Source organism: Cryobacterium sp. AP23 (assembly GCF_054075385.1).
In genome coordinates, this window is record NZ_CM133415.1 from 1,148,699 (window position 1) to 1,173,285 (window position 24,587).

27 protein-coding genes and 1 pseudogene are annotated in these 24,587 nt (G+C 63.3%); 18 read left to right on the forward strand and 10 right to left on the reverse strand.

Features of this window, described 5'->3' with window-relative positions; genetic code table 11:
• Positions 1 to 203: 203 nt before the first annotated feature.
• A complete protein-coding gene (locus tag ACU5E9_RS05430) occupies positions 204 to 1,217 on the reverse strand; it encodes a LacI family DNA-binding transcriptional regulator (RefSeq protein WP_456812600.1) in 1,014 nt (337 codons plus the stop codon).
• 140 nt (positions 1,218 to 1,357) lie between these two features.
• Between ACU5E9_RS05430 and ACU5E9_RS05435 the strand changes: the two genes are divergently transcribed.
• Complete coding sequence (locus ACU5E9_RS05435) at positions 1,358 to 2,407, forward strand: LacI family DNA-binding transcriptional regulator (RefSeq protein WP_456813500.1); 1,050 nt, start codon at positions 1,358 to 1,360, stop codon at positions 2,405 to 2,407.
• A 140-nt stretch (positions 2,408 to 2,547) separates the two neighbouring features.
• Here the strand turns inward: ACU5E9_RS05435 and ACU5E9_RS05440 are convergent, their stop codons facing one another.
• Positions 2,548 to 3,651: an SDR family oxidoreductase gene (locus tag ACU5E9_RS05440; protein ID WP_456812601.1), complete on the reverse strand. Its 1,104-nt coding sequence runs from the start codon at positions 3,649 to 3,651 to the stop codon at positions 2,548 to 2,550.
• A 113-nt stretch (positions 3,652 to 3,764) separates the two neighbouring features.
• On the opposite strand from ACU5E9_RS05440, the gene ACU5E9_RS05445 reads away from it, so the two are divergent.
• Positions 3,765 to 4,358 carry a TetR/AcrR family transcriptional regulator gene (locus tag ACU5E9_RS05445; RefSeq protein ID WP_456812602.1) on the forward strand — a complete coding sequence of 198 codons (594 nt, stop codon included), beginning with the start codon at positions 3,765 to 3,767 and terminating at the stop codon, positions 4,356 to 4,358.
• Positions 4,359 to 4,361: 3 nt separating this feature from the next.
• Here the strand turns inward: ACU5E9_RS05445 and ACU5E9_RS05450 are convergent, their stop codons facing one another.
• On the reverse strand, positions 4,362 to 5,306 hold the full coding sequence (locus ACU5E9_RS05450) for an alpha/beta hydrolase fold domain-containing protein (protein ID WP_456812603.1): 945 nt from the start codon (positions 5,304 to 5,306) through the stop codon (positions 4,362 to 4,364).
• A 140-nt stretch (positions 5,307 to 5,446) separates the two neighbouring features.
• On the opposite strand from ACU5E9_RS05450, the gene ACU5E9_RS05455 reads away from it, so the two are divergent.
• Positions 5,447 to 5,977, forward strand: a complete 531-nt coding sequence (locus ACU5E9_RS05455; RefSeq protein ID WP_456812604.1) for a TetR/AcrR family transcriptional regulator — start codon at positions 5,447 to 5,449, stop codon at positions 5,975 to 5,977.
• 155 nt (positions 5,978 to 6,132) lie between these two features.
• Here ACU5E9_RS05455 and ACU5E9_RS05460 read toward each other — a convergent pair whose 3' ends face one another.
• From ACU5E9_RS05460 to ACU5E9_RS05470, 3 genes and pseudogenes are all read right to left on the reverse strand, one after another.
• Entirely contained in the window at positions 6,133 to 6,450 is a 318-nt protein-coding gene (locus tag ACU5E9_RS05460; protein ID WP_456812605.1) for an alpha/beta hydrolase fold domain-containing protein, read from the reverse strand.
• Positions 6,451 to 6,464: 14 nt separating this feature from the next.
• Positions 6,465 to 6,812: pseudogene (locus ACU5E9_RS05465) on the reverse strand (alpha/beta hydrolase); the annotation flags it as partial.
• Positions 6,751 to 7,884: an alkene reductase gene (locus ACU5E9_RS05470; RefSeq protein WP_456812606.1), complete on the reverse strand. Its 1,134-nt coding sequence runs from the start codon at positions 7,882 to 7,884 to the stop codon at positions 6,751 to 6,753. The gene ACU5E9_RS05470 and the pseudogene ACU5E9_RS05465, both read right to left, overlap by 62 nt.
• Before the next feature lie 142 nt (positions 7,885 to 8,026).
• Between ACU5E9_RS05470 and ACU5E9_RS05475 the strand changes: the two genes are divergently transcribed.
• Together ACU5E9_RS05475 and ACU5E9_RS05480 are read left to right on the forward strand one after the other, a co-directional pair.
• The gene (locus ACU5E9_RS05475) at positions 8,027 to 8,647 is read left to right on the forward strand and encodes a TetR/AcrR family transcriptional regulator (protein ID WP_456812607.1); all 621 of its coding nucleotides are present in this window, start codon (positions 8,027 to 8,029) and stop codon (positions 8,645 to 8,647) included.
• A gap of 132 nt (positions 8,648 to 8,779) precedes the next feature.
• A complete protein-coding gene (locus tag ACU5E9_RS05480) occupies positions 8,780 to 9,280 on the forward strand; it encodes a MarR family winged helix-turn-helix transcriptional regulator (RefSeq protein ID WP_456812608.1) in 501 nt (166 codons plus the stop codon).
• 27 nt (positions 9,281 to 9,307) lie between these two features.
• Here ACU5E9_RS05480 and yidC read toward each other — a convergent pair whose 3' ends face one another.
• Together yidC and ACU5E9_RS05490 are read right to left on the reverse strand one after the other, a co-directional pair.
• Positions 9,308 to 10,156 carry a membrane protein insertase YidC gene (yidC, locus tag ACU5E9_RS05485; protein WP_456812609.1) on the reverse strand — a complete coding sequence of 283 codons (849 nt, stop codon included), beginning with the start codon at positions 10,154 to 10,156 and terminating at the stop codon, positions 9,308 to 9,310.
• 120 nt (positions 10,157 to 10,276) lie between these two features.
• Positions 10,277 to 11,215, reverse strand: a complete 939-nt coding sequence (locus ACU5E9_RS05490) for an alpha/beta hydrolase (protein ID WP_456812610.1) — start codon at positions 11,213 to 11,215, stop codon at positions 10,277 to 10,279.
• 169 nt (positions 11,216 to 11,384) lie between these two features.
• Between ACU5E9_RS05490 and ACU5E9_RS05495 the strand changes: the two genes are divergently transcribed.
• Positions 11,385 to 12,173, forward strand: a complete 789-nt coding sequence (locus tag ACU5E9_RS05495) for an SGNH/GDSL hydrolase family protein (RefSeq protein ID WP_456812611.1) — start codon at positions 11,385 to 11,387, stop codon at positions 12,171 to 12,173.
• A gap of 9 nt (positions 12,174 to 12,182) precedes the next feature.
• On the opposite strand, the gene ACU5E9_RS05500 is transcribed toward ACU5E9_RS05495, so the two are convergent.
• The gene (locus ACU5E9_RS05500; protein ID WP_456812612.1) at positions 12,183 to 13,097 is read right to left on the reverse strand and encodes a LysR family transcriptional regulator; all 915 of its coding nucleotides are present in this window, start codon (positions 13,095 to 13,097) and stop codon (positions 12,183 to 12,185) included.
• Between the two features lie 105 nt (positions 13,098 to 13,202).
• On the opposite strand from ACU5E9_RS05500, the gene mdcA reads away from it, so the two are divergent.
• From mdcA to ACU5E9_RS05560, 12 genes are all read left to right on the forward strand, one after another.
• The gene (gene mdcA / locus ACU5E9_RS05505) at positions 13,203 to 14,861 is read left to right on the forward strand and encodes a malonate decarboxylase subunit alpha (RefSeq protein ID WP_456812613.1); all 1,659 of its coding nucleotides are present in this window, start codon (positions 13,203 to 13,205) and stop codon (positions 14,859 to 14,861) included.
• Positions 14,861 to 15,718, forward strand: coding sequence for a triphosphoribosyl-dephospho-CoA synthase (locus ACU5E9_RS05510; RefSeq protein WP_456812614.1), 858 nt, complete (start codon positions 14,861 to 14,863; stop codon positions 15,716 to 15,718). The genes mdcA and ACU5E9_RS05510 overlap by 1 nt, the downstream gene beginning before the upstream one ends.
• Positions 15,718 to 16,026, forward strand: coding sequence for a malonate decarboxylase acyl carrier protein (gene mdcC / locus ACU5E9_RS05515; RefSeq protein WP_456812615.1), 309 nt, complete (start codon positions 15,718 to 15,720; stop codon positions 16,024 to 16,026). Before ACU5E9_RS05510 ends, mdcC begins: the two co-directional genes overlap by 1 nt.
• Complete coding sequence (locus tag ACU5E9_RS05520; RefSeq protein ID WP_456812616.1) at positions 16,023 to 16,862, forward strand: biotin-independent malonate decarboxylase subunit beta; 840 nt, start codon at positions 16,023 to 16,025, stop codon at positions 16,860 to 16,862. Before mdcC ends, ACU5E9_RS05520 begins: the two co-directional genes overlap by 4 nt.
• On the forward strand, positions 16,859 to 17,686 hold the full coding sequence (gene mdcE / locus ACU5E9_RS05525; protein ID WP_456812617.1) for a biotin-independent malonate decarboxylase subunit gamma: 828 nt from the start codon (positions 16,859 to 16,861) through the stop codon (positions 17,684 to 17,686). Before ACU5E9_RS05520 ends, mdcE begins: the two co-directional genes overlap by 4 nt.
• Before the next feature lie 13 nt (positions 17,687 to 17,699).
• Positions 17,700 to 18,362, forward strand: a complete 663-nt coding sequence (locus ACU5E9_RS05530) for a malonate decarboxylase holo-ACP synthase (RefSeq protein WP_456812618.1) — start codon at positions 17,700 to 17,702, stop codon at positions 18,360 to 18,362.
• Positions 18,359 to 19,282 carry an ACP S-malonyltransferase gene (locus tag ACU5E9_RS05535; protein ID WP_456812619.1) on the forward strand — a complete coding sequence of 308 codons (924 nt, stop codon included), beginning with the start codon at positions 18,359 to 18,361 and terminating at the stop codon, positions 19,280 to 19,282. Before ACU5E9_RS05530 ends, ACU5E9_RS05535 begins: the two co-directional genes overlap by 4 nt.
• 344 nt (positions 19,283 to 19,626) lie before the next feature.
• Positions 19,627 to 19,968, forward strand: a complete 342-nt coding sequence (locus ACU5E9_RS05540; protein ID WP_456812620.1) for an SGNH/GDSL hydrolase family protein — start codon at positions 19,627 to 19,629, stop codon at positions 19,966 to 19,968.
• Positions 19,969 to 20,034: 66 nt separating this feature from the next.
• Positions 20,035 to 20,463 (forward strand): hypothetical protein, encoded by a 429-nt coding sequence (locus ACU5E9_RS05545; protein ID WP_456812621.1) that lies wholly within the window; start codon positions 20,035 to 20,037, stop codon positions 20,461 to 20,463.
• 169 nt (positions 20,464 to 20,632) lie between these two features.
• Entirely contained in the window at positions 20,633 to 21,082 is a 450-nt protein-coding gene (locus tag ACU5E9_RS05550) for a hypothetical protein (RefSeq protein WP_456812622.1), read from the forward strand.
• A gap of 456 nt (positions 21,083 to 21,538) precedes the next feature.
• Positions 21,539 to 22,438, forward strand: coding sequence for an SDR family NAD(P)-dependent oxidoreductase (locus tag ACU5E9_RS05555; protein WP_456812623.1), 900 nt, complete (start codon positions 21,539 to 21,541; stop codon positions 22,436 to 22,438).
• 110 nt (positions 22,439 to 22,548) lie between these two features.
• Complete coding sequence (locus tag ACU5E9_RS05560; protein ID WP_456812624.1) at positions 22,549 to 23,343, forward strand: coniferyl-alcohol dehydrogenase; 795 nt, start codon at positions 22,549 to 22,551, stop codon at positions 23,341 to 23,343.
• 66 nt (positions 23,344 to 23,409) lie between these two features.
• Here the strand turns inward: ACU5E9_RS05560 and ACU5E9_RS05565 are convergent, their stop codons facing one another.
• Positions 23,410 to 24,585, reverse strand: a complete 1,176-nt coding sequence (locus ACU5E9_RS05565) for an FAD-dependent monooxygenase (RefSeq protein WP_456812625.1) — start codon at positions 24,583 to 24,585, stop codon at positions 23,410 to 23,412.
• Positions 24,586 to 24,587 lie beyond the last annotated feature (2 nt).

A 24,587-nucleotide genomic window follows, 5' to 3' on the forward strand; every position in this document is an offset into this window, starting at 1 on the left:
TCTCAAATTGTCAATGATTCATCACGCATTCGGCGCATGCGAGAGCAATCGCCCGTGTTTGCAAGGCTCGAGCGTTATGAGCTCGCTGAGAATCGACGCAAGATTGTAATGGCAACGGTTCTTTGGCGCTTGACATCTTGGTGAGTAGCCGGAGCAGAGAAGCTCGGTAACGCGTACCGAGACGGTCGCTCCACCGTGTGGAACTAGTCCTGAGAGGTACTCTCACGCACTACAAGGGTCCCGTGCACGATCACAGGCTCGTGGGTTCTCTCGTCCCCAGGTTCGCTGACGAGCTCAGCGATCCTGCGACCGACCTCGATGAACGGGAAAGCGAACGTGGTCAAAGCCGGGCTGATATCGCTGGCAAGCGGCTCATCGTCGATGCCGGTCACAGCGATATCGCCGGGGGTACTGAGGCCCGCAGATCGGATTGCGCCCAGCGCCGCGAACGCGAACAAGTCATTGGCTGCGAGTAGTGCATCGATACCTTGATGGCGGGCGACAAGGCGATCGGCGGCGATCCGCGCGTCCTCCCGGCGGTGTGCTGAATACTCGATGGTCACGTCTCGACGAGGCACGCCGACTTCGTCGAGTACGTCGAGAAATCCACGAACTCGAGCACTGAATGCACTGTGGTCTCGGGGACCGGCAAGAATCCCGAAACGCGAACGCCCGAGTGTGACCATGTGACGCGCCATGATCTGACCGGCCTCACGGTCGGCAAACGTCACAACCCGGGTTGCGGGAACCGCCGCAGGACCGATCGAGATGACCCGACCACCGCCCGCCAGATAGCGCTCGAGTTCCTCCACAACTTGCGGTAGCGCGCCGGAGGCCGTGAGCCGACTCGAGCTGAGCACGATGGCCAAGGGCTTGAGCGCCCGCGCCACGCGCACGCTCGAAATCTGCGACTGCGTCTGGTAGCCGACCGCGATGCCCGACACGAAATACCCGCCCGACCGCGCAGCGTGCTCCAGAGCCGACATGGTGGCACCAGTCGTTTCCGTCGTTGGATCGTCCGCAAGCACGACGACCGAGCCACGACTCCCACGCAGCGCACGGGCGGCGTGGTTGGGCACATAGCCCAGCTCGATCGCGAACTGCCGAATCCGCTGCACTGACGCGCTCCCCACAACGGACATCGGCGAGCTGTTCAATGCGCGTGACGCCGTGGACACGGAGACGCCGGCGGACTCGGCAACGTCGCGCAGCGTCACAGGTGCCGTCCCTCGTTGACCCATACTCGCCATGTTCGCCATTATGACACCCGGCGTGCTTCCAACTCAGCCGACGGAGTCGCCCTCAGGAACCGCGGGGCGTGCCTGGCGACAGCACATACAGCCCTATGATCGTGAACATGCCACCAAGCCGGAACTATGGAGGGCAGCCGACACTCAGCGATGTTGCCAGTGCTGCTGGCGTCTCCAGGGCGACCGCATCGCGCGCCTTGAGCGGAAGCTCGACTGTTCGGGCAGATCTCGTAGCACGGGTGACCGATGCGGCCCGTCGGCTCGATTATCAACCGAACGCTGTCGCGCAAATGACGGCTCGCGGATCGAGCGCACTGATCGGCATAGTTGCCGACCGGCTCAGAGAGACACATGTTGGCGCCATCAGCGCGGGTGTCCTCGAGGTAGCTGACGAGCGCGGGCTCACCGTCATGATGAGCAGCGGTTCGGCCGAGGTCGGCACCTTCACTGCCGCCGTCCGCACCATGATCGGCTTCCGTCCGCGCGCGCTGATTATCGCCACGCGCCGCGAGCAACTCGCCTCTCTCGCCACCGACCCCATTGTGCTTCGCTATGCCACCACTGGCGGGCGACTCGTGTCCATTGGACGATCGTCAGCCTCGCATTGGATACCTGAAGTTCACCTTGACGACGAAGCTGGGGCACTCGCGGTGGCCGGCCATGTTCGCGCGGCCGGCTACCAGCACCCGGTGATTCTTGGCGTCGCTGGGGACTTCCCCGCCGAAAACCTCCGCGCAGAGACTCTTCGCAGGGCTCTGGATTCCTGGACCGACGGCCCGACCCCGATCGTCGAGGCATCCGATTTGACACATGACGGCGGATACCAGGCCGCCGACACAATCCTGAGCGATTATGGCACGGTCGACGTCATTCTCGCGGTGGCCGACGAACTCGCCGTCGGCTCTCTCGCTGCGATTCGAGATCGACACCTGCCACCGGACCGGGTCGGCGTCACCGGGTTCGACGACCTCCCGCAGGCCAGCGTGATTGTGCCCGCCCTGACGACTGTGGACACCCAATTGCGAGCAGCCGGGCGACGCGCCGTGACCACCGCGCTCGACGACGAAAACATTGAGCTTGGCGAGCTTCATTCACGACTCGTGCGACGGGACAGCGTTCGGCTCGTCCGTGACGCGCAGTCGAAAGCGCGCAGCTAGCACCCTCTCGACCTCTTCAGTCCGGCGAAACAACGGGCCCGCACGAACTCGACCCTCGGCGATGGGCGGCTCCGGGCCGCACCAAGGGTGCGGCCCGGACACTCATGTGCAGAGACCTACATCATCTTGAACGGGATGTTTCAGTTGGCGCTACGGGCGCCGACTACTCCGCCGTCGACAAGCAGGTCGGTGCCCGTGATGAACGAGGCAGTCGGGCCGAGCAGGAACGCCGCGGCGTCTGCGATGTCGTTCGGTGTGCCGAGTCGGCCGGCGCCGGAAGATTCGATCATGGCACGCATGACGTCCCCGTGTTCGCCGTCAAGCTCCTGCTGGCCGAGCGGCGTGGAGATCACTCCCGGGCTGATCGAGTTCACCCGCGCCCCCCTCTGGCCCCAAGCAACGCTCGCGGCCTCCACCCGAAGAATGTTGCCGCGCTTGGCGTAACCGTACGCAGTGCCCGGATCAGTCAATGCGCTGATGAACGGCAACTTGGGCAGGCTCGCCGGGTCGTCGTTCGCGAGAGCTTCTTCATCCTCAGACGACATTTCGATCCCGTAACCGGCCATGCTGGAGATGACCAGGCCGGCCCCGCCCGCCTCGACAACTCCAGAGAATTCCTCCAGCATGTTCGCGACGCCGACCAAGTCGACGGCAATGATCGCTCCGGCGGATGCCTGAACAGGTGAGAGCCCCGCGGTGTGCACAACCTGGAACACGGGACCAAGGTCGGCTGCCGCGGCGGCGAGTGCGGCCATCGATTCACGCGAGGAGACATCAACCTTCTTGTCGGTCACGTCGTAACCGTCCCCGCGCAACGCGGTGCGCACCCGGTCGAGGGCATCTTGGTTGAAGTCCGCGATCAGGAGGCGCTTCCCCGTACCCTGACGCCGTGCAATGAGCTCACCCATACCGCCGACACCGATGACGACGACGACTTCACCTCTGAGCTTCGACGGCAGGTTGATGGGACCAACGGCACCATCGCTCGCGTCGTCTGCGAGGGACTCGGCGGGGGCTTCGCCACCATTGGCTTGCGCGATGAGGTCGTCAATCACCGACTGGGGCATCTGTCCCTGGCTGAGTTTGACGAGCTTCTGCAGGGCGAGCATCCGAACTGGCTTCAGCGCCGATTCAGCTTGTCCCCCGGCCGCGAGCATATTGCGCAGCAGCGGCCCGCCCACAGGATGCTTCAGCCATTCGTTAATCGAGGACTTGCCAGTGAGAGGCTTGTCGAGGTTTGCCATCGAAATCTCCGTTTTCATTGGTTCAGGTGGATTGCTTCGAGCGCATCGGGTAACCGGTACATGTTTCTAGACCGTGCGTCTCGTTATGCGAGCATAGACCGTAGAATCGAGAAATGGCAGAGGTCCGGGCCGGAAGGCCGCGCAGCGAATCAACACGCTTGGCGATCCTGCAGGCGACTGCCGACCTGACCGCCGAAGTCGGCTATTCCAACGTTACGATTGAGGCGATCGCCGCTCGAGCAGGCGCTGGGAAACAGACCATTTACCGCTGGTGGTCGTCAAAAGCCCTGATCCTGGCGGATGCCGCCATAGCAGGATTCCTTGACCTGGCCGCTCCCCCGGTCAGGGACACTGGCCAGCTCGATGCGGATCTCAAAGCGTGGGTCCTATCGACCGCCGATTCGTTGGCCAACCCCGCAGCGCGTGAGGTCGTACGCGCTTTGGCTTCAGCGGCTTCGGACGATTCCCAGGAAGCCGGCAGGCTCTACGAGCACAGCACGGGCCCGCAATACGAGGCACTCCTTGCTCGACTGCGTGCCGGTCAGGCCGCCGAGCAATTGTCCGCAGCGGTTGATCCTGTCGCCATCGCTGACGCCCTGATGGGAACGGTGCTTTTTCGATTGCTTGCAGGCTTGCCCATTTCCTCAAGCCTGACTGGAATCGTCGACGCTCTCTTGGCGAGTTCTTCTGCGACGCCGGAAGCATAGGATTCAGCCGGCGATCGAGAGTTGCTTGTTAACGAAAGCTCCGATTTCGGCCGATACGTTCGCCTCTTCCGGGGCGTTTCCATAGCCGGCGTGCGGGCGAGCGTCGAAGATGTGCAGGTCTGCTTCGACACCGGATTCGCGAAGCTTGCGGTGCATCCGTACCGTGTTGGACAGGAACAGGTCCCTGGTGCCGGAGATCAGCAGTGTGGGTGGAAACCCCGCGAGATCACCGAACAGCGGAGAGAGGTACGGGTCGGACAGATCGTTGCCGCCGGCATAAAGGAGGTTGGAGTCCCGCAGGCTCTGCAGCCCGACGCTGACGTGGGCGAGAGTGACGAAACTATCCCCAGACTCGGTCAGGTCCACCTGCGGAGTGAGCAGGACCAGCGCAGCGGGCATCGGCAGTCCTTCCGCCTTGGCGCGCAGCAGCAGCGCTGCCGCGAGGTTGCCCCCAGCGGAACCTCCACCCACGATGATTCTTGACGGGTCGCGCACGTCGAGAAGCGCTTTGTAGACGGCGACGACATCGTCCAAAGCGGCCGGGTACGGGTGCGCGGGCGGCATCCGGTAGTCCGGCGCCCAGTGCACGACGGGTGCGCTGAGCGCGCTGATCTCAGTCATCACCCGGGTGAGGTCACCGCCTCCCATGATGAGTCCACCGCCATGGATACTGAGAAAAACCGGGGAGTCGTCGCCCGCGGGTGCACCATCCGGCACAACGACGTAGGTGGGGACCCCGCCGACGTCCTTCAGCTCCGAGGCCATTGGCAGTGTCATCCCACTGAGCATCTGCGCAATCATGATGTCGGTCTGTTCGATCATCGCCGTCCAGCCCGCTGCGTCGTCGAGCACCGGATTCGGCATTCGCACGATGGGGACTTCCAGCCCCGCACGGGCGGCATCGCTCAGGAAACTGGGGGCGGGCGGGGGGCTGATGGATTCGGTCATGACATCTCCTTTGATGTGGACACGGCCAATTGAATACGTATCGTCTCCTAAATGCAAGCCCCGGTGATATTCTCAGCACCGTGAGCGCTAGGGAAGCTACGCCGCCGAAGCGCGGGCGCCCACGCGACCCTGAAATACGGGTGAAGATCCTCACGGTGGCGGCCGACCTGTTCACCGAGCGCGGCTACGACGCGTTGACCATGGAAGCGATCGTCGCCGGTAGCGGGGTCGCAAAGCGCACCCTGTACCGGTGGTGGCGCACGAAGTCCGCCGTGGTCGCCGACGCGATACTCGACGGATTCCTGGACGTACCCCGCAACCAAGTCCCACGCACGCCGGACGTTTGGTCGGACCTGCGTACCTGGCTCGGGGTAGTGTCCCTCGCGATGCACGGGCCGTACGGAGAGGTCTTGCGAACCGCGACCGCGATCGGCGCAACGGAACCAATGCTTGGCGCGCAACTCGCTGAGGCGTTCGGGCGGCCTGCGCTGACTGACCTGAACGCACGCCTTACCGAGGCCGTCCAGGCCGGGCAGATCTCGGAGAGCGCGGACCTGGCAGCGACGGTCGACCTACTGATGGGGATCATCGTGTACGTGGGCACCAGCCGCCAGGACGTTGCTAGGATCCCGGCTGTCATCGCGGTCCTCAGATCCGGCATCGCCAGCTGAAACTGGACGCGCTGCCGGTCCCAAGTCACTCCGCCAGGATCGTGGCTGATGTGCCGGAGTCAGAGCGTCTCTTCCGGAGGATTGGTGCGCCAGGACTCACTTGCTGTCTCTGAAGCCATGTGTGCGCGCGCCCTGTAGGCAATGGCGAGCTGAGTCTACGATGCGATCGATTCGAATGCGTGCGGAGCGCCAGGGACCACGTCGAGTGTGGTCTCGACTCCGGCGCCACGAAGCGCTACGGCATAGGCGAAGCTCTCTGCGTAGAACAATTCGATATCGCCAATTCCGATCCACGTCGCCGGAAGTCCAGTGAGGTCGCTGCGGCGCAATGCCGCCGCATACGGCGCGAGCGCGCCAACTCCTGGGTCCTGCCCCAGATAGGCTTTCCAGCCGGCCCGGTTCGACGTGTTGTTCCAGAGCCGATTCCGCGCCGCATCGAGGTCGCGGTTTGCTGCGGTGCGGTCATCGAGCATCGGGCAGAACAGCCGATGGCGATTCGTGCCGGGTCCACGCCGTGTACACCGGCTGACTCGAGTAATAAGTTCCAGGCGAAGAGGTGGACGTCGAGGGCGGCGGGGAACGGACTCTTCGGTGCCACTCTGTATTCGACCGACACTACGACGATTCCAGGGCCGCGGGAGATCTCGGCCATGTGCTGATCGTCCTGGGACGCCGCCCCGATGACCATGCCACCACCATGGATATTCAACATGGCGGCACCGACCCCGATATAGGACGTGGCGTTCCACAATAGGGTGATCAGGCTCGTCAACCTACGAGAGGACAGATTCCTTCCAGGCCGGGTAGTCGTTATATCCCTCAGCGCCGCCGCCATACCCGCGGGCCATGTCTACGGGCGTGAGTGGCCAGTCATTCTGCATGCGCTCGACCAGGTCGGGGTTGGACATGTACGCGCGGCCGAAAACGAACAGGTCGGCCTTGCCGGAGTCCAACGCGTTTTGGGCGAGATCCTTGGTGAGGTCGCCGGAGGCGATCACAGTTCCGTTATAACGCTCGCGGATGAATTCATACGGGAATCGGTGCCAGATCTCACCGTCGGCCAAGTCGGGGTTGGCCTCGTTAGCCAGGCTCCGCAGGCTCTCCGGAGTCTGGAAGGAGACGTAAGCGAGGTCCAGCTCGTTCAGTCGCTCCAGCAGGATCGAGTAGGTGTCTTCAACCTCGTTCTCGGCGATGCCATTGAACCGGATGTTCGGCGAGAGCTTGACGGCGATGCGATTGCTGGTTCCCCAAGCATCAATCAAGCGCCTGAGGACCTGAATCATGAACTCGGTGCGCTTGAGCGGGGTGCCCCCGAACTCGTCCATGCGGTTGTTACTCTCGTCGGAGAGGAATTGGTGGGGCAGGTAACCGGAGGCGCCGTGCAGTTCAATTCCGTCGAAGCCCGCCGCTTTCGTGCGCAGCGCGGCCTTGTAGTAGTCGTCGATGACCTCCCAAGTTTCCGCGGTGCTCAGCTCGTGGAGGTTCGTCGTCATGTCACGTGGACCCTCTTCGCGGGTATAGATCTTGGTGCCGATGGCCGGAGCGATTGTGGACGACACCATCTGAAGGCCACCGTTATTCATCTCGTGGCCGACACGACCAGTGTGCTCAGACTGCAGGAAAATACGGCCACCTTCGGCGTGCACAGCGTCGACGACCACTCGCCACGCGTCCTCCTGCTCCTGGGTGGCGATTCCCGGTATATCGAAGTAGCCCTGGCCGTTACGACTCGGCCAGGTCCCCTCGGTGATGATCAAGCCTGCCGAGGCCCGCTGCGCATAATGCACCGCCATGAGAGGAGTGGGCACGCCCTCTGGCGTCGCCTTCGCCCGGGTCATCGGCCCCATCACGATCCGGTTGGGCAGGGTGAGGTCTTTGAGCTGGAACTCATCGAAGAGAGAGGGCATGGCAGGCGGCCTTTCACTGTTGGGTGGGACTTGATGTATCTCCCCACATTTAAAATATGTCCACCAACGCGACCCCCAAGAAGGGTCTTTCGACCTAAAGTTTCATATTGTGAATTAATATTCGAAATGTAAAAATTTACTCATGGAAACTTTGGGGAGGCGTGAACGCAAGAAGCGTCAGACGGCGGCAAGCATCGAGTGGGCCACACTTGAACTTGCCTGCGTGAGAGGACTCTCCGGCACCACGATCGAGGCCATCAGCGACCGAGCCGATGTGACCAGCCGCACCTTCTTCAACTACTTCGCCTCGAAGGAAGACGCCGCACTGGGCATCAGGAAAGGGACGAGCGATGGTTTCGTCCTTCCCGTACCACGGCAGGGGGTGTCGGCATACGATCAGGCTCATGATCACATACGCCGGCTGCTGGCCGAACTCGGTGAACAAGACGCTCAATTGGCAAGCATGCGACGCATGGTCCAACATCTGAACCCTGAGCTGATTCCGCGGGAGTACGCGAACCTGACGGCAGCGAGCGAGCGATTCACCCTCTGGGTGAGCAGCATCCTCGACTCAACTGATTCACTGGGCAGCGATGCAGCGCGAACGGCTCGCGCCACCGCCATCATTCACGTGCTCGGTGCCGCCTACAACATCGCCGCTCGTGATTGGAGCTCCGGCCTCTCGACGACTCGCACGCTCGCCGAACATTTTGACGTTGCCGTGAGCGAGATCGCGCAGGTCGTGACAGGCATCGATTCCTGACCTCACACGAGCGTGCAATCCTGTCTCCGCGCTCCGGGGCGACGATATTGAGTAGACTCGACTGGCTAACGTTAGCCCGACACTAAGCTATCCTTCCGTGACGGGTGGCGACTACTCAGAGCGGAATGTCGAGTGCCCGAAGAAGAGTCAGGCTCCATCACGAGCGAGCGTGACGCTCTGGTCGCACGCATCGCAGCATTCGAGCAGTCCATCGAGGACGTGCGCCTCAATGTCGCCGTGAACGTGCTCCTTGCGGTTCCTTTGACAATCCGTCAGCTGAAAGTGCTCGGTATTGTCCTTGCCGGGGGCGGAAATGTCACCTCGCAACGCTTGGCGACCATGCTCCAGGTGTCGCTTGCGACCACCTCGGGCCTGATCGACCACCTTGTGGACAGCGGCATGGTCATCCGAGTGCCGAGCGCCACCGACCGGCGAGTCAGCAACCTTGAAGCGACTGAGATGGGTAGCACACTCATCCGTGACCTCACTTCTCGGTCCGATCGGATGGTGACAGAAACTCTGGAGCGGATTCCGCTGGCGGACCTCCGCGCGCTGACTCGAGGTCTCGAAGCGCTGGGAGTTGCGCTCGACGCCAATCGTTCGCCCGTAGCCGATACGGCGCTCGACGGCTGACATCCTGCCGCGGCCCCGCCACCGGACCTAGGCCGGTCGCTCCCGCTTCCTCGCCAAACGGGCCTCGCGTGCGAGCGCTGCGTCGCTGCCGGGCGCGGGCAGGTTCCGGATCACAAGGAACTGCTGCACCATCGTCCACACGTTGGATGTCAGCCAATAGAACATCACGCCGAGTGGGAACGCGAAACCTGAGAACGCGAAGACGAGCGGGAGGAGATAGAGCATGATCCGTTGCTGCTTGAAAGCCGGACTCGCCTTCATTTCCGGCGACTGGTTCCTCGACATGATTTGCAGCTGGGTGACGAACTGTGACGCCGTCATCAGAGCCACCATCGCCAACGCAATACTAATGACCCAACCGTTGCCGTCGGCGCTTTGAATTGATTCCTTCAGCGGCGCGACACCGAACAGAATACCTTCGCCGAAGGATCGGGAGAGGTCTATGTTGAGCAGCCCGACGCCGACCTTTTCGTGCTGGGCATTCTGCAGAACAGAAAACAAGCCGAAGAAGATCGGCATCTGGACCAGCAGAGGAAGACATGAAGCCAGCGGGTTCGTGCCCGTCTCTTTGTACAGCGCCATCGTCTCCCGCGACATGGCTTCCCGCGAGAATTGGTCGGTCTTGCCCTTGTACTTGTCTTGGATCTTTTTCAGCTGCGGGGCGACTTCCATCATTCGCCTTTGGCTCCTGATCTGACGAACGAAGATCGGCACGAGTGCCGCTCGAACAACGAGGACAAGACCGACAATTGAGAGCACCCAGGTCAGGCCGGCACTTGCGTCGAGGCCAGCAGCACTCAAGCCGGTATGGAATGCGACAAGGATGGCCTCGATCACCCACTTAATGGGCCAGAGCACGGTATCGAGGAGGCCCATGAGTGGTCCAATCGTAGACGAAAATGAATAAAGTTAGCCTATGGCTAATGTTAGCTCGTACCTAATTGCTTCTCCGCCGTCCGTCGGGCTGCCGTTATGAATGCCGCCCTTCTGCACAAGTCAGGACGTACGGTACTTGTCAAGGAACCGGCGCATTTCGGCAGCCATGTCTTGATCTTCGGGCGACCCACCGAAACCTTGATGGGGCATCGCCTCGAACACGTGCAGCTCAGCCTCGACACCGGCGGCCCGTAGCTTGCGGTGGATGAGGATGCTGTTCGACAGGTAGAGGTCGCGCGTGCCACCCTGGACGAAAGTAGGAGGGAATCCGGTGAAATCGCCAAACAGCGGGCTGAGGTACGGATGCGTCAGGTCATGGCCTCCCGCATAAAGGAGGTTGACGGGCATGAGGCTGCGGAGGCCATCGTTGACCCCGTCGAGGGTAACGAAGGAATCGCCTGATTCAGTGAGATCGATCTCGGGAGTGCGCAGAAGCAACGCCGCCGGCATCGGCAACCCCTCATCCTTCGCGCGCAGGAGCAGGGCGGCCGCCAGGTTTCCCCCGGCTGATCCTCCACCGACAAAGATGTCTTCCGGACGGTGTGCCTCCAACAGCTCCCGGTAGACGGTCATACAGTCATCGAGCGCCGCTGGGTATGGATGCAGCGGCGGCATTCGGTAGTCAACCGCCCACACCGTCATCCCGAAAATGGCCGCGTTGTACGACCCGAGCAAGCGGGTGGCGTCGCCGCCGCCGGTCATCAGCCCACCGCCGTGGATCTCCAACAGGATTGGTGACGCCTGGTCGGCGGGCACCTCATGGCTACGAATCTCATAAACAGGCACGCCGCTCACGTTTTTCTTGTCGGAGGTGACCGGGAATTCTACACCGCCCAGAAAACTCGTGATGAACGAGTCAGTCTCGGCAATCATTGTGAGCCACCCTTCAGTGTCGTCGAGTGGCGGGTATACCGGTGCCGGCGCAGACGGTGCCGCCAGCGCGGCCTGTGCCTGCGCACTGATCGTCGTGGGGATGGGGAATTTTCTCGTCGGGGTCATCGACAGCTCCTTGCTAGTGCGATAATTTCGAGTCGTAGCGTCTCGTATTTAGAAGGTAATCTCCCCAGTCGAAAGTCGCCACCCACCGTCACCTTCAGATGATGCATTCCTGAATGAATGCTCCGATCCAGAGTTGGCATCCGAAGGTCGTGCGGGTCACGATCAATGCATGGCAAATTACCGACACATCTCAGCACTCGGCAGCTCCTTCGCAGCAGGACCCGGGCTGGCACCGTTCGAAGACCAGGCGGCGATGCGGTCGACGCGCAACTACGCACACCTGCTTGCTGAAGATCTCGGTGCAGAACTCACCGACCTCACCGTCTCCGGAGCCACCACCGCGACGATCCTCGACGTCCCTCAGACGGTGCTGTCAGTGGAGTTCCCGCCTCAGATCTTGGGCGTCCCCGCAGACGCCGACGTGGTGACCATCACCGCGGGCGGGAACGACCTCCAGTACGCCGGGTCAATGCTCTATACCGCCTGGAAGCGCATGGATCCGCAGGGACCGATCGCTACGATGATGCAGCCTGGGTTTGCCGAGGGTATCCCCCTTCCGAGCGTGGCCGATATCGAGCTCACCGCCGATGGACTGGCGAGGATCGTGGAAGCCGCGAGAGCCCGTGCAACGTCCGCGCGCGTGATCCTGGTGGACTACCTCACCGTGCTCGATGCGAACACTCCCGACTCAATCGGGTCGCCCTTCACCGCGCACGAGCGAGCCGCGTTTCTTCGTATCCAGTCGGCGCTCGGTCGCGCCTACACGCTCGCAGCCGAGCGCACCGGTGCGGAGTTAGTGCGAGTCTCTGCGCTCAGTGCCGGTCATGCGCTGAGTTCCGCTGAACCCTGGGTTTTCGACTTCGAGCCCGACATGACGAGGACCGCAGCTTCGTTCCACCCGAACGAACTTGGCATGCGGGCGGTTGCGTGGGAACTCGCCGCCGTGCTGTCTGACTAAGGCTCACCGCTAAAGATCGATGTCGGCCCAGTGCGGGTAGCGGTTCGCCAGCGCCTCCGCGTGCGCGACGAATTGGGTGGCCACCGCATGGGTCACGCCAGGATCCCAGGCTAGCCCGAACTCTCGACGAGCGCCCTGATCAGCGATCGCGACGTTCACGGTGCGTGGATGCGTCGAAGAATCCGCCGGGACGATCGCCACTCCCAGACCGGCCCCGACGTAGTTGGCCACGGTGATCAGGTCGTTGGCCTCGAGCACGATCCGCGGGGTGAATCCGGCGGCCGCGCACAGCATATCGGCCACCTGACGGGCATGGTACTGGTGATTCAGTGCGAGGAATTTCTCGTCGCGAACTTCAGCGAGCTGCACCTCGTGGCGCGCCGCAAGGGGGTGTGATCCCGGAACCATCAAGGAGATCGCTTGGGAGCCGAACGGGAGCCACGCGAACCGCGCCGGAGGCTTGGGTGCCGTGATCGCCACATCGATCTCTCCCGCATCCAGCGCGTCGAGGATGGCAGTGGTCGACAGCTCCCGGTGCGCGACGATCACGTCCGGCGCATGGTGCAGGAACGAGGACACCAACTCCCCCACCACGGTCGGGCCGAGCGATCGAAGGAAACCGATCGTCAGCGACTGTTCCGGTCCGTCGCCGCGCACCCTCGCCAACGCCGTCTCCATGAGCCTTATCGCGTCCAGCGCGGCGACTGCAAGCACCTGTCCGTCCTCGGTCAGCCGCACACCCCTACCGTGCGATTCGATCAACCCGATTCCGAGACTCTCCTCCCACCGGCGAATCGCACGGCTGAGCGTCGGCTGGCTTGTTCCCGTCCGCGCAGCTGCGCGAGTCACATTGTGCTCCACTGCCAGCGCCGCGAGCTGGGTAAGACCCGGCGCGAGTATCGACAAGTCGACCCTATTATTCATAAATGAATGATACTGATTCGTTCCTCCTTGCCGAAACATGAGATCTCCCACAGTCTTTCTTTACGGGCCGAAACCGGCTCACGCAGAATCGAATCGAGAATCGTCATGAGCGGCACATCATCGAGGCAGTGGGACACACGTCGACAGCGCAAGGCTGCCAAAGTCGCCGCCGTGGCACGGCTCGCCCGCGGACGAGTCGTCGACACAGGTTCGGTCGTCGACCTGCTAGAGGCGGTCATTGCTCCCGGGGAACGAGTCGTCCTCGAGGGCAACAACCAGAAGCAGGCTGATTTCCTCTCCCGCGCCCTCGCCGATGTAGATCCGGGTATCGTCCACGATCTGCACATGCTCATCTCGGCCATCTCTCGCCCGGAACACCTCGACATCTTTGAGAAGGGCATCGCCCAGAAGATCGACTTCTCTTACGCCGGAGCACAATCAGCTCGGGTCCCCGCTCTTATCGCTGACGGCACCATGACGGTCGGTGCGATCCACACCTATCTAGAGCTGTATTCGAGGCTTTTCGTCGATCTCATCCCCGACGTCGCTCTAATCGCCGCCGAGAAGGCGGACGCAGCGGGAAACCTTTACACCGGGCCCAACACCGAAGACACGCCCACCATCGTCGAGGCAACTGCGTTCCGCAACGGGATTGTCATCGCCCAAGTGAACGAGCTCGTCGATGACGGCGACCTACCCCGCGTCGACATCCCCGGTGATTGGGTGGACTTCGTGATCGTCGCCGACCGCCCGTACGAAGTCGAGCCGCTGTTCACCCGCGACCCACGAAAAATCACCGACGTGCACGTGTTGTTGGCGATGCTCGCCATCCGCGGTGTCTACGAGCGGCACGAGGTCACCAGCCTTAACCATGGCATCGGCTACGACACGGCAGCGATCGAACTGCTGCTGCCCACGTATGGCGAGCAGCTCGGCCTCAAGGGCCGCATAGCCCGCAACTTCGCCCTGAACCCGCACCCCACTCTCATTCCCGCAATCGAGAGTGGGTGGGTGGAGAGCGTCAGCTCGTTCGGCGGGGAGCTGGGCATGTCGAAGTACGTCGCCGCGCGCCCTGACGTATTCGCCACCGGCAGGGACGGCTCGCTGCGTTCCAACCGGATGATCTCGCAGGCGGCCGGCCTGTACGCCACAGATATGTTCATCGGGTCGACCCTGCAGATCGACGCCTACGCGAACTCCTCCACCGTCACCTCCGGCCGCCTCTCCGGATTCGGAGGAGCACCCAACCTGGGCAACGACCCGCACGGCCGCCGGCACAGCACACCCGCCTGGCTGAGCATGAGTGAGGGCGACGGCCGGCTCGGCGTGCGCCGCGGACGCAAGCTCGTCGTCCAGATCGCGGAGACCTACGGCACCGGAGGCATTCCGAAGTACGTCGAGCACCTCGACGCCATCGAGGTGGGAACAACGGCCGGGATGCCCATCGCGCCGGTCATGATCTACGGAGATGACGTGACCCACGTGGTCAGCGAAGAAGGCGTCGCCTACCTCTATAAGGCCCGCGACCTCGAAGAACGCCGCCAGGCCGTTGCCGCGCTGGCCGGAGCCGGGCCGCTCGGTCGATCCTCGACCGTGCAAGAGCGCGACCGGCTCCGCCGTGACGGTGTGATTGCCCTCCCAGAGGACCTTGGCGTACGGCGCACCGATGCCCGTCGCAGTCTCCTGGCTGCGCGGAGCATCGAAGACCTAGTGACCTGGTCCGGCGGCCTGTACGAACCACCAGCGAAGTTCCGGAGCTGGTGATGACTCTCCTCAGCGCGACACGGCCGACCAGTACGTGTGCCACGGATGATGAACTCGCTGATGCCGCAGTGAACGCGCTGATCGACGAGGCCCTGCTCACGCCCAAACCGGCACTCGTGGACCGGCGCGGCGCCGGAGTACACGAGGACATGAACCTCGATCTCATGGTGCGCTCGGCGCTGTCGCTGCGCGAGACGTTCCGGCGTCTCTCTGCTGAAGGCCGAAGCGGGCACGACGACCGACGACTCCGCACCACACTGGCCGCCATCGGACGAGACGGAGAGCGCACAATGATGGCCGAGACCGATGGGGTGAACACCCACCGTGGCGCAATCTGGGCGCTCGGCCTCGCGATTGCCGCGCGCGCAGCTCTGCCCCACTCCCCCGTCGACGTCATCGCCGAAAAAGTCGGGCGGATCGCAACCCACGACGACGACTCTGCCACGTTGCCTACGCGAGGATCCCTGGTCCGGCAGCAGTACGGGGTCGGCGGGGCCATCGCTCAGGCGCGTGCCGGCTTCCCTCACGCCGTCGACGCCCTGCACGTTTTGAGTACAAGACGGGCGCAGGGCGCCGCCGAAGACACGGCGCGACTGGATGCCCTGCTCACCTCCATCGCCCATCTCGACGACACCTGCATCCTCGGCCGCGGCGGGACACAGGCCCTCACTTTCGCGCAGGTCACGGCCACGGCCGTTCTCACCCTCGGGGGATCAGGCACCGCAGCCGGCGCTCAGGCATTCGCCCGCCTCGACGCAGGCCTTGCCCTCCGGGGCGTCTCACCCGGAGGAAGCGCTGACATGCTCGCCCTCGCACTCTTCCTTGACACCACCGACACCACGAACCAGGACCACTGATGCAAACACTCACCTTCAGCTACGCGGCATCTGAAAGACTGCAGCGCCCCGTGCACGTTGGCGCGGTTTCCTCCGGTGACCTTGAGATCGTCATGACACCGACCCCCGACAGCGATACGGCGGATATTCTCGTGCGAACCAGCATCGACGGTTTCGACTCCATCTGGCGCCACGTGCTCGACCGCTTCTTCGAGCAGTCCGCGGTGCTGGCCGACTACGAAATCAACGATTTCGGAGCCACCCCCGGCATGGTCTCTCTGCGGCTGGCTCAGGCGCTTGAGCTCGCGCGGGAAGCCGGCCAACGATGAATATCGCCATCCGCCCCGCGTTCACCGAGCTGACGGCCCGTGAACGGGTTCGCGCCGTCCTCGACCCCGGCTCATTCCGTGAAATCCTCGGCCCATTTGTCAAGGTCGAATCGCCGCATTTGTTCATTCAGGGGATCGTTCCCCAGAGCGATGATGGCGCCGTCATCGGCCGCGGCACCGTCGCAGGCGTCAGCGCCGTCGTCGTAGCGTTGGATGGCGGTTTTCAAGGCGGCGGCATTGGCGAAGTCTCCGGCGCCAAACTCGCCGCCAGCCTTGAGCGTGCGATCACCGACAACCGCAACGGGATCCCGACGCGCGCGATCATCCTCCTGGAAACCGGAGGCATCCGCCTACAAGAAGCAAACCTCGGTCTGCTTGCGATCGCAGAGATCCATGCCGCAATAGTCGAACTGCGCGGATTCGGACCGGTGGTGGGTGTCATCGCCGGCACAGTCGGCTGCTTCGGTGGCATGGCGATAGCCGCCGGACTCACCAGCCACCTGGTCATGACGCCCGGCGCGCGGATGGGTCTCAACGGACCAGAAGTCATCGAAACCGAAGCCGGAGTTTCCGAGCTCGACGCATCAGATCGACCCCTGATCTGGTCGATCATCGGCGGTAGCCAGCGGGTCGGGGTCGGTCAAGCGGAAATTCTGACCGACGACGATGTCAACCAGATCACCCAAGCGGTACACGGCGTCTGGGACCACCCTGACAGCAAACCAGTGAGGTCAGAGCTCATCGCCGCCAACCGGCGACTTATCAACCAGATCAACCCCGACATCAGGCCGTCGCCCGCCGACCTCCGGGCACTCACCACGGAGGCCGCACGATGACCGAGAACGCAGCAAGCCAGCTCGGACGGGTGTGGTTCGACGCATTGGCGGTCACCCGCCCCCACTCAATGGACTTGCCGTCCAGTGTGCTCGTTGGCGGTACCGGCGTCGACGGCGACCGAGCGGCGCTCATCGCCGTTGTGCCCAACCCTGGAGCACGGTTCCCCCGCGCCCGGAACGGCGAGATGGGACTCGAGGAAGGATGGGGGTTCGCTCAGGCGATCGAGGGAATCGTGCACGAGGATGCGGCGGCCGACCTGCGGCGCCCCATCATCGTCCTCGTTGACGTCCCCAGCCAGGCATACGGTTATGTTGAGGAGCTGGCCGGCATCCACCAGTCTCTGGCCGCTTCTGCGAATGCACTGGCCACAGCTCGCCTCGCCGGGCATCCGGTCACGGCGCTGGTGGTCGGAAAGGCAATCTCTGGCGCGTTCCTCGCCATCGGCCTCCAAGCCAACCGCATTGTCCTGTTGGACCACGATGGGATCGTTGTGCAGGTGATGTCGAAACAGTCCGCCGCGAGGATCACCCGTCGCACGGTCGCCGAGCTGGACGACATCGCCCAGATCGTGCCGGCAACCGCCTACGACGGCGCGTCCTTCGCCCAACTCGGCGCCGTGCACGCTGTCATTCCCGTGAACAGTCCGGCCACTCCCTCCAACGCCGACGTCCTGCGCGTCATTGACGCCCTCACTGACGCGACACAGAGCGCCCGTGCGGATGGGACCGGCCTGGCCTCACGGCTGGATTCCACCCCCGCGCGCAGTCAACGCGCCGCGTCTCGTCTCGTGCGGGAACGCGTCTCGGCGTCGTGGGACGCGTAAGAACCGTGGCACCGTGACCCACGCTACGTCCCCTCACGACCTGGTCTACATCCTCGACCGGCGACTTCTCACTGCACCCGACGGAACGACGCTTGGGCCAGCAGCTCTGACCGCCATCGCGTCGAGTGTGCCGCCGGAGGACCCCGGAGGGTGGGCCGTCGTCAGACGGGCGCTCAGCGACGTCGAAATGGTTCCGATCGGAATCCGAGGAACCAACCGATCGGAACGGTTCGCCGCCGTTGTGCCGAGCGCGCAAGTCACCCTGGTCGTGACGCCGGAAATGGTCCCGCTGACCCCCTCCGCTCCGCGGTCATCACTACCGGCCTTCCGTGCGCTGGCTGCCGTCAAACAGGATGAATATCTGCAGCATGGCTCCGACATCCGTTGGGGGCCAGCCGGGAGCGTCGCCTTCGAACTCGTAACGGGACAGCCGACGGTCACGGAAACGAGCGACCTAGACATCGTTATCACCGCGCCGACTCCCCTCGACCTCGATGCGGCGACGCGGTTCCTTGAACGCGCGGGGCAGATCGGCTGCCGCAATGACGTCCAAATCGTCACTCCGGTCGGCGCCTTCGCCTTGTCCGAGTGGGTGCGTGAGGGAGGAACCCTGGTCGCCCTGCGCACGAAGACTGGCCCTCAACTCTGTTCCGACCCCTGGCTGGCGGTGCTGTGAGCGTCGCCGTACTCTTTCCCGGGCAAGGTGAACAGCACGAAGGGATGTTCAGCGCTCTCCCCGCAGGCACCATCGACTTCGTGGGAATCGCAGCCGAGGTGCTCGACGAGAACGCGAACGCACTGGACTCGGCAGCGTCGCTCGCCGGCACTCGTGGAACACAGCTCGCACTGCTTATTGCCGGCTCTGCATGGGCCGATGCTGCCAAGCTCGCCGGGCTTCACGTTGATTTCTTCGCCGGCCATTCGCTCGGGATGTGGACGGCGGCAGTTGCCGCAGGAGCGATCGACTTTGCCGACGCCGTGCATTTGGTGGACGTCCGCTCCCGGACGATGGCGCTAGCCAGCCCGCCGGACTGCGGCATGATCGCGATAGATGGACTCAGCATCCGGACAGTCGACACCGCGGCGACGCGACTACGCCGCGAGGGCAAGCGGGTCTGGCTGAGCAATGTGAACAGTCCCTCCCAACAAACAGCCTCGGGTACTCACGCCGATCTCGAATTACTCGGCGAGCAACTGCGGGCCGAGGGCGCGCGACGCGTGACTCGACTGGCTGTCACCGTGCCCGCGCACACCACGCTCATGCAACCGGCAGCCGACGCTGTAGCGGCGGCACTCGCCGTCGTCACCATCCGGAAACCGGCTCTGCCCATTGCAGGCAACCTAACCGGGCAGACCATCTTTTCCGCGGCGAAGCTCCGTGCTGAACTGGTCGAGTCGATCACGCGAGGCGTGCAGTGGTCGACGGCTGTCGCGATCCTCGAAGAAAGAGGTGTGGACACCTGGATCCAGGCGGTACCGGGCCGGGCACTGCTGCCCGCTCTCCAAAGCGATCACCTCGCGCTGGCCGCGGACACCACCAGCATCCAGGACATTACGTTCAGAGTTGCGTCCCGGCGATCCGCGGGCGGAACCTGAGAGCGCTCGCCACCGCCAACATGTCGCGTTACTGAATATTCGCCCAGGACCTCCACGGATGAGCAACTAGGCCACGACACCGGCCCGGGTTTTGCTCTCGGGTGCCTCAGATTCGGTCGCAAAGAACTGATCGGCACCTTCGCCGAAGCTAAGGACGTCTCACGCTTCTCTCCGTCCCGCCTCGTCAACGCCGAGGCTGACTCGCTTCGCTCCTCAGGCGAGCAATTCGCCCGGGAACTGTCATCTCAAAAAAGTTGAGGTGCACTCCTCCACGCTGAACGAACCGCTGAACCCGGCGTTCGAAGTCGGACTCACACGGATTACCGAGGGGCTCGCGCATCTCTATGACTGACAGCACCCGGCTTGGCGACGGTGACATGATGAGCCTGCTCCAACGGCTGATCCGCCCTGACGCGTTCCTTGCATGGGGACGGCATCGGCAGACCGACACCGTCGTCGTCTGCGCCGGTGACAGCATCACCCACGGCTTCATGAGCGCCAGCTGCCTCAGCCTCCTACAAGACCGACTCGGGGCCGACGGCTACGAGTTCGTCAACGCCGGCATCAACAGCGACCTTGCCTGGAACCTGCTACAACGCCTTGATGCCATCATCGCCTGCCAACTTGAAGTCGTTACGATCCTCATCGGCACCAACGACGTCGCCGCGCACATCAGCACGCAATGACCCGACGACTACCGAAAGGACCAGCACCTCCCCCACGACCCCTCGCTCGAGTGGTACCGGGAAATAATGGAGACCATTCTCGATCGCCTGGCATCGGAGACGAGCGCAGCGGTCGTCCTGATCGAGATCCCTATCCTCGGCGAAGTCCGGGTCATCGCCGAGAACTGCCGCGTCGATGAATACAACGCCGCCCACCATTCTATTTGGAGGTCCCGCGGCCTACCTGTCCTGCCCCTCTACGAGCGGATGCTCGGCGCCCTACCTCCCGGCGCGACGGCAACCCCGTTCGACGTCACGAAAAACGCGATGTATTCATCGGCAATTGCTCGCCTAGTGTTGCGGCGGCCGTGGGAGCGCATCTCTGCCCGACGGAACCTGACCCTCCTCACCGACCATGTCCACCCCAACGACACCGGAGCCACCATCATCTCCGACCTCATCACCCACTTCATCGGTCACAGACGATTGGATCCACACTCATCGGCTTCTCCCTGATCCGCTAGTGAGCTCCGCGGCTCGGCAAAGCGGCCCACATACCGGCAAGACCGTTACTGTCGTTGTAATCCGCCCACTCTGACCTGCGAGGAGACCCCATCATCGTCGTCATCCAACTCATCGGCACCACATTCGACGGCACCGCTGTTCCGATGAACGCCACGACATCATGAGTACGGCACACGGAGAACCGCTGTCCGAATCCGCTATCGACGTCCGCACCCGGGCATTGAAGGAGCGCATTTACGCGACCTTCACGGGCCTGGCAATCCTGGCGGCCATTACCGCCACCGGCCACAGCACCGCCTGGGAAGCATTCGTCGCGGTGGCCGTTGGAATCTTGGGCATCTCAGCAGCGGGCTTCCTGGCCGAGGTCGTGTCGCATCAAGTCAACCACCAACAGTCACCCGACAGGTCAGAAACCGGGGTAATGGCACGCATCGCCCTGGGGCCCTGGGGTCGGCATCCGCTCCACTGCTGTTACTCGCCGCCGCAGGGCTGGGAATCCTTGATGCCGAGCTGGCCCTGCGGATTGGAATGGGTGTTTATGCACTCACACTGGTATTCATCTTCCTGGTGGCGTCGCATCGCAGTGGGCTTCGTCCGGTCCAACGGCTGATCTCATCGGCGTTGCTTTTGGCCCTGGCGCTCGTCGTGGTCGGCGTGCTGCTCGTGGCCCACTTGCACTAGTCCACCACCAGACTCGCTCGTGTGGCGTGACTCCAGTCGGGCAAAAAGGTGTGCTAACGCTCGCTGCCGATCAGGTTGACGAAACGTCGGCCTGGCGGGATCCGGTTATCACGACGAGCTTCGACGCCCTCGACCACTGAGGCTCGTAGATCAGGAGCAGGCTGACGGCACCGCACGTGTCCGCTTGCGATCGCGTCATCCGGCAATACCCTTGCGGACCCAGACTGGGAGCTGGTTGTGCGTTGACCGCTTTTCAAGACAAGAAGTCTCGTAAGTGAAAGACTCGGTAGCGTCGGTTCGACCGTCATGCCACCAATGAGACGGTCCAAAGCGACAGCGACAGCTCCGGCACCAGCCGGACCGCCAACTGTGTAAGGACGAAGCAATGAGTAATCGTTTAACTGGCCGCACCGCTCTCGTGACCGGTAGCGGGAATGGAATCGGCAGGGAACTGGCACTGCGGCTGGCCGCCGAGGGCGCCAACGTCGTCGTGAACGACCTGGGCACGAGCGCGATGGGCGAAGGCAAGAGCTCAGAAGCCGCCGACGCGACCGTGGCTGAGATTGTCGCGGCCGGCGGCAAGGCCGTAGCCAACTACGACTCGATCGCCGACGCGCAAGGCTGCGCCAACGCGGTTCAGACCGCACTCGACAGCTTCGGATCGATCGATATAGTCGTCGCTAACGCTGGCGCGGTCGTGCAGGGCGCACTTGCCGGGATCCAGGCCGACGACGCATCGTGGCACTTCATGGTCGATCTCTATCTCAGCCAAAAGTTCTGGCTCGCGCGTGCTGCCGTGCCCCACATGGTCGAGCGTGGCTGGGGCCGCATGCTATTCGCGACGTCGGAGATCGCCCGCGGCACGCAGGCCAGCCCCATCGCCGCAATCGTTATGAACGGCAGCATTGGGCTTTCCCACGATCTTGCCAACCAGTACCGCGGGACCGGACTCACGTTCAACTCCTACGCTCCCGCGGCGGGCACTCGAGCATTCGATCTGTACAAGGACCAGATGGATGAGGCGCTGCGCGCCCAGGGCATCTCAGAAGACGAGTTCGGCAGCTTCTACCTCCCTCCGGCCGACCGCATCGCACCCATGCTCACCTGGTTGTGCACAGATGCCGCGAAGGACGTTTCCGGAGAGGTCTTCGCCGTCACCGGCTCGAAGGTCACCCGCTGGAACCACCCGGACGACGGAGCGGAAATCTTCAAGGACGGTGACCTGCGCGCATTCTGGACGCTGGACGAGCTGGACGAAGCAGTCCCGGCTGGCCTCTTCGCCTGACCCCACCGCCGATGCGACGCTCGGATTCCTGCGCCGGTCCCGGGCGTCGCATCGTGCCACCGCACCACCCGCCACCCAACACCCTGCGCAACAAACGAAAGAGAGCACCCATGTCAGGATTCGAAACCTACGCCGGCAAACGAGTCGTCGTCAGCGGAGCATCGTCGGGAATCGGCAAGGCGACCGCGCAAGCTCTCGCCGACCTCGGCGCCGAGGTCATCGGCGTCGGAAGCCGACCTCCCGCCGTCGAAGGGGCGCGTCACGTCCGCCTAGACCTCTCCGACCCGGAGAGTATTACGGCGGCCGCGTCGCAGATCGGTGGCCGCGTCGACGTGCTCTTCAATTGCGCGGGAGCGACGCCGATGCTGGCGAGTACCGACATCCTGAAGGTCAATTTCCTGGGTACGCGCCTGTTCACCGAGTCGATCATCCCCTACATCCCCTCGGGCGGAGCAATCGTGAATGTCTCGTCAGACGGTGGGTACGGCTGGCGCACGAAGCGCGAGCTGATTCTCGACCTGCTCGCGATTCCCGACTTTGACGGCGGGTCCGCCTGGTACGCGGCCAACGAAGAGCGTGCCGGTCACGCCTATTCCTTTGGAAAGGAGGCGCTCGACGTCTGGACTATGCAGCAGTCGCAACTGCTGATCGCGAAGGGCATTCGCATTAACACCGTCAGCCCCGGCGCAGTGCAGACGCCAATGCTCGACGCCATCGAGGACGCCTACACGTCAGCCAGCATCGACCCGGTGCTGGTGCCGAGCGGACGCCGCTCGTCACCCGAAGAGCAAGCCGGGCCCATCCTGTTTCTCGGCAGCGAAGCCGCCTCGTACGTCAACGGCGCCGACATTGCTGTCGACGGCGGCTATTGGGCGTCACTCAACCTCGCGGGTTCGATCTGGTAACCGCTTTTCCTTAGCTCGACGACGCCTGAGGGCCCTGCTCGCGCAGGGCCCTTTTGTCATCGGGGATTAGTGAACGAGCACCCGGGCAGCCTCAGACCGGTTGGCACGGACCTTCTGCCCCTGCTTCTTCATCACCTTGCCGCGGACGCGGGCGAGGAACTGATTCGACGGCACGAAGACCTGGCCCTTGATGTACGCCGAAAACTGGTGCTTCTTGATAAAGGGTCGCAGCGCGGTCTCCCACTCGGTCAGGGCGGTCTCGATCGAGTCGGGGTTCTGTTCGAGCGCCTTGCCGAGCTCGTCCGCGCCGAGGAGACCGGCGGTCGCGCCCATCCCCGAGTACAGCGTGAGACACCATGCCGAGTCGCCCAAAACGACGATGCGGCCCTTGTGCCACGATGGCATTTTCACCTGATGTACGGAGTCGAACAGGAAATCAGGTGCGCCTTCCAGTTCGTCGAGCACATGGGCGATCGCGCCGTCACCGTCTACTCCGGCGTAACGGGCGCGCAGCGTGTCGATTGGCGGCTGTGCGAACTCAGCGTTCTCGTTCTTAGTGCGGTAGGTGAGCAGCGCCGTGGGCGGCCGATCGCCAAAGGGGAAAACCCAGAGCGAGCGGCCGGGTTCTGCGAGAACCAGCCCGTCGCGATCGGTGAACCGGGGCACCTGACTGTTGAGCGCGAATGCACAGACGATGGCATTGAACGGCTTCATGTACGACGAGTGAGGGCCGAATGCCAACTGCCGCACCGTCGAGCGCAGGCCGTCGGCCCCAATGACGAGGTCGAAGGATTCCTCGGTCAACACGCCCGTGATCACATCTTTGAGGACCACACGCGCACTGTCAGGAAGAGCGCTGATCGATTCCGGTGAGACCGAGAATCGTACCTCGATCTCGTCGTTCACCCTCCCCCAAAGGGCCGCCTCGATGTCACCTCGCAACACACCCCGCGGCGAACCGGGCTGATCCAGGAAGCCGATGCTCAGCCTGCGTTCTCCCTCGGAATCGACTTCCCACGTCTTGCTGCCGACAGGGTTCTCCCGGGTGATGTGATCGAGCACGCCGAGGCGTTCGGCAGCTTCCCGTCCCTCGGCGAACAGTCCGATGAAGTATCCGCCGGATCGTCGCTCCGAAGCACGCTCGATGATCACCGGCTCCCAGCCCACGTCTTTCATGCGCACAGCCGTGGCCATGCCCGCGATTCCGAGGCCAACGATCAGGACCCTCTTCTTGCTATTCACTG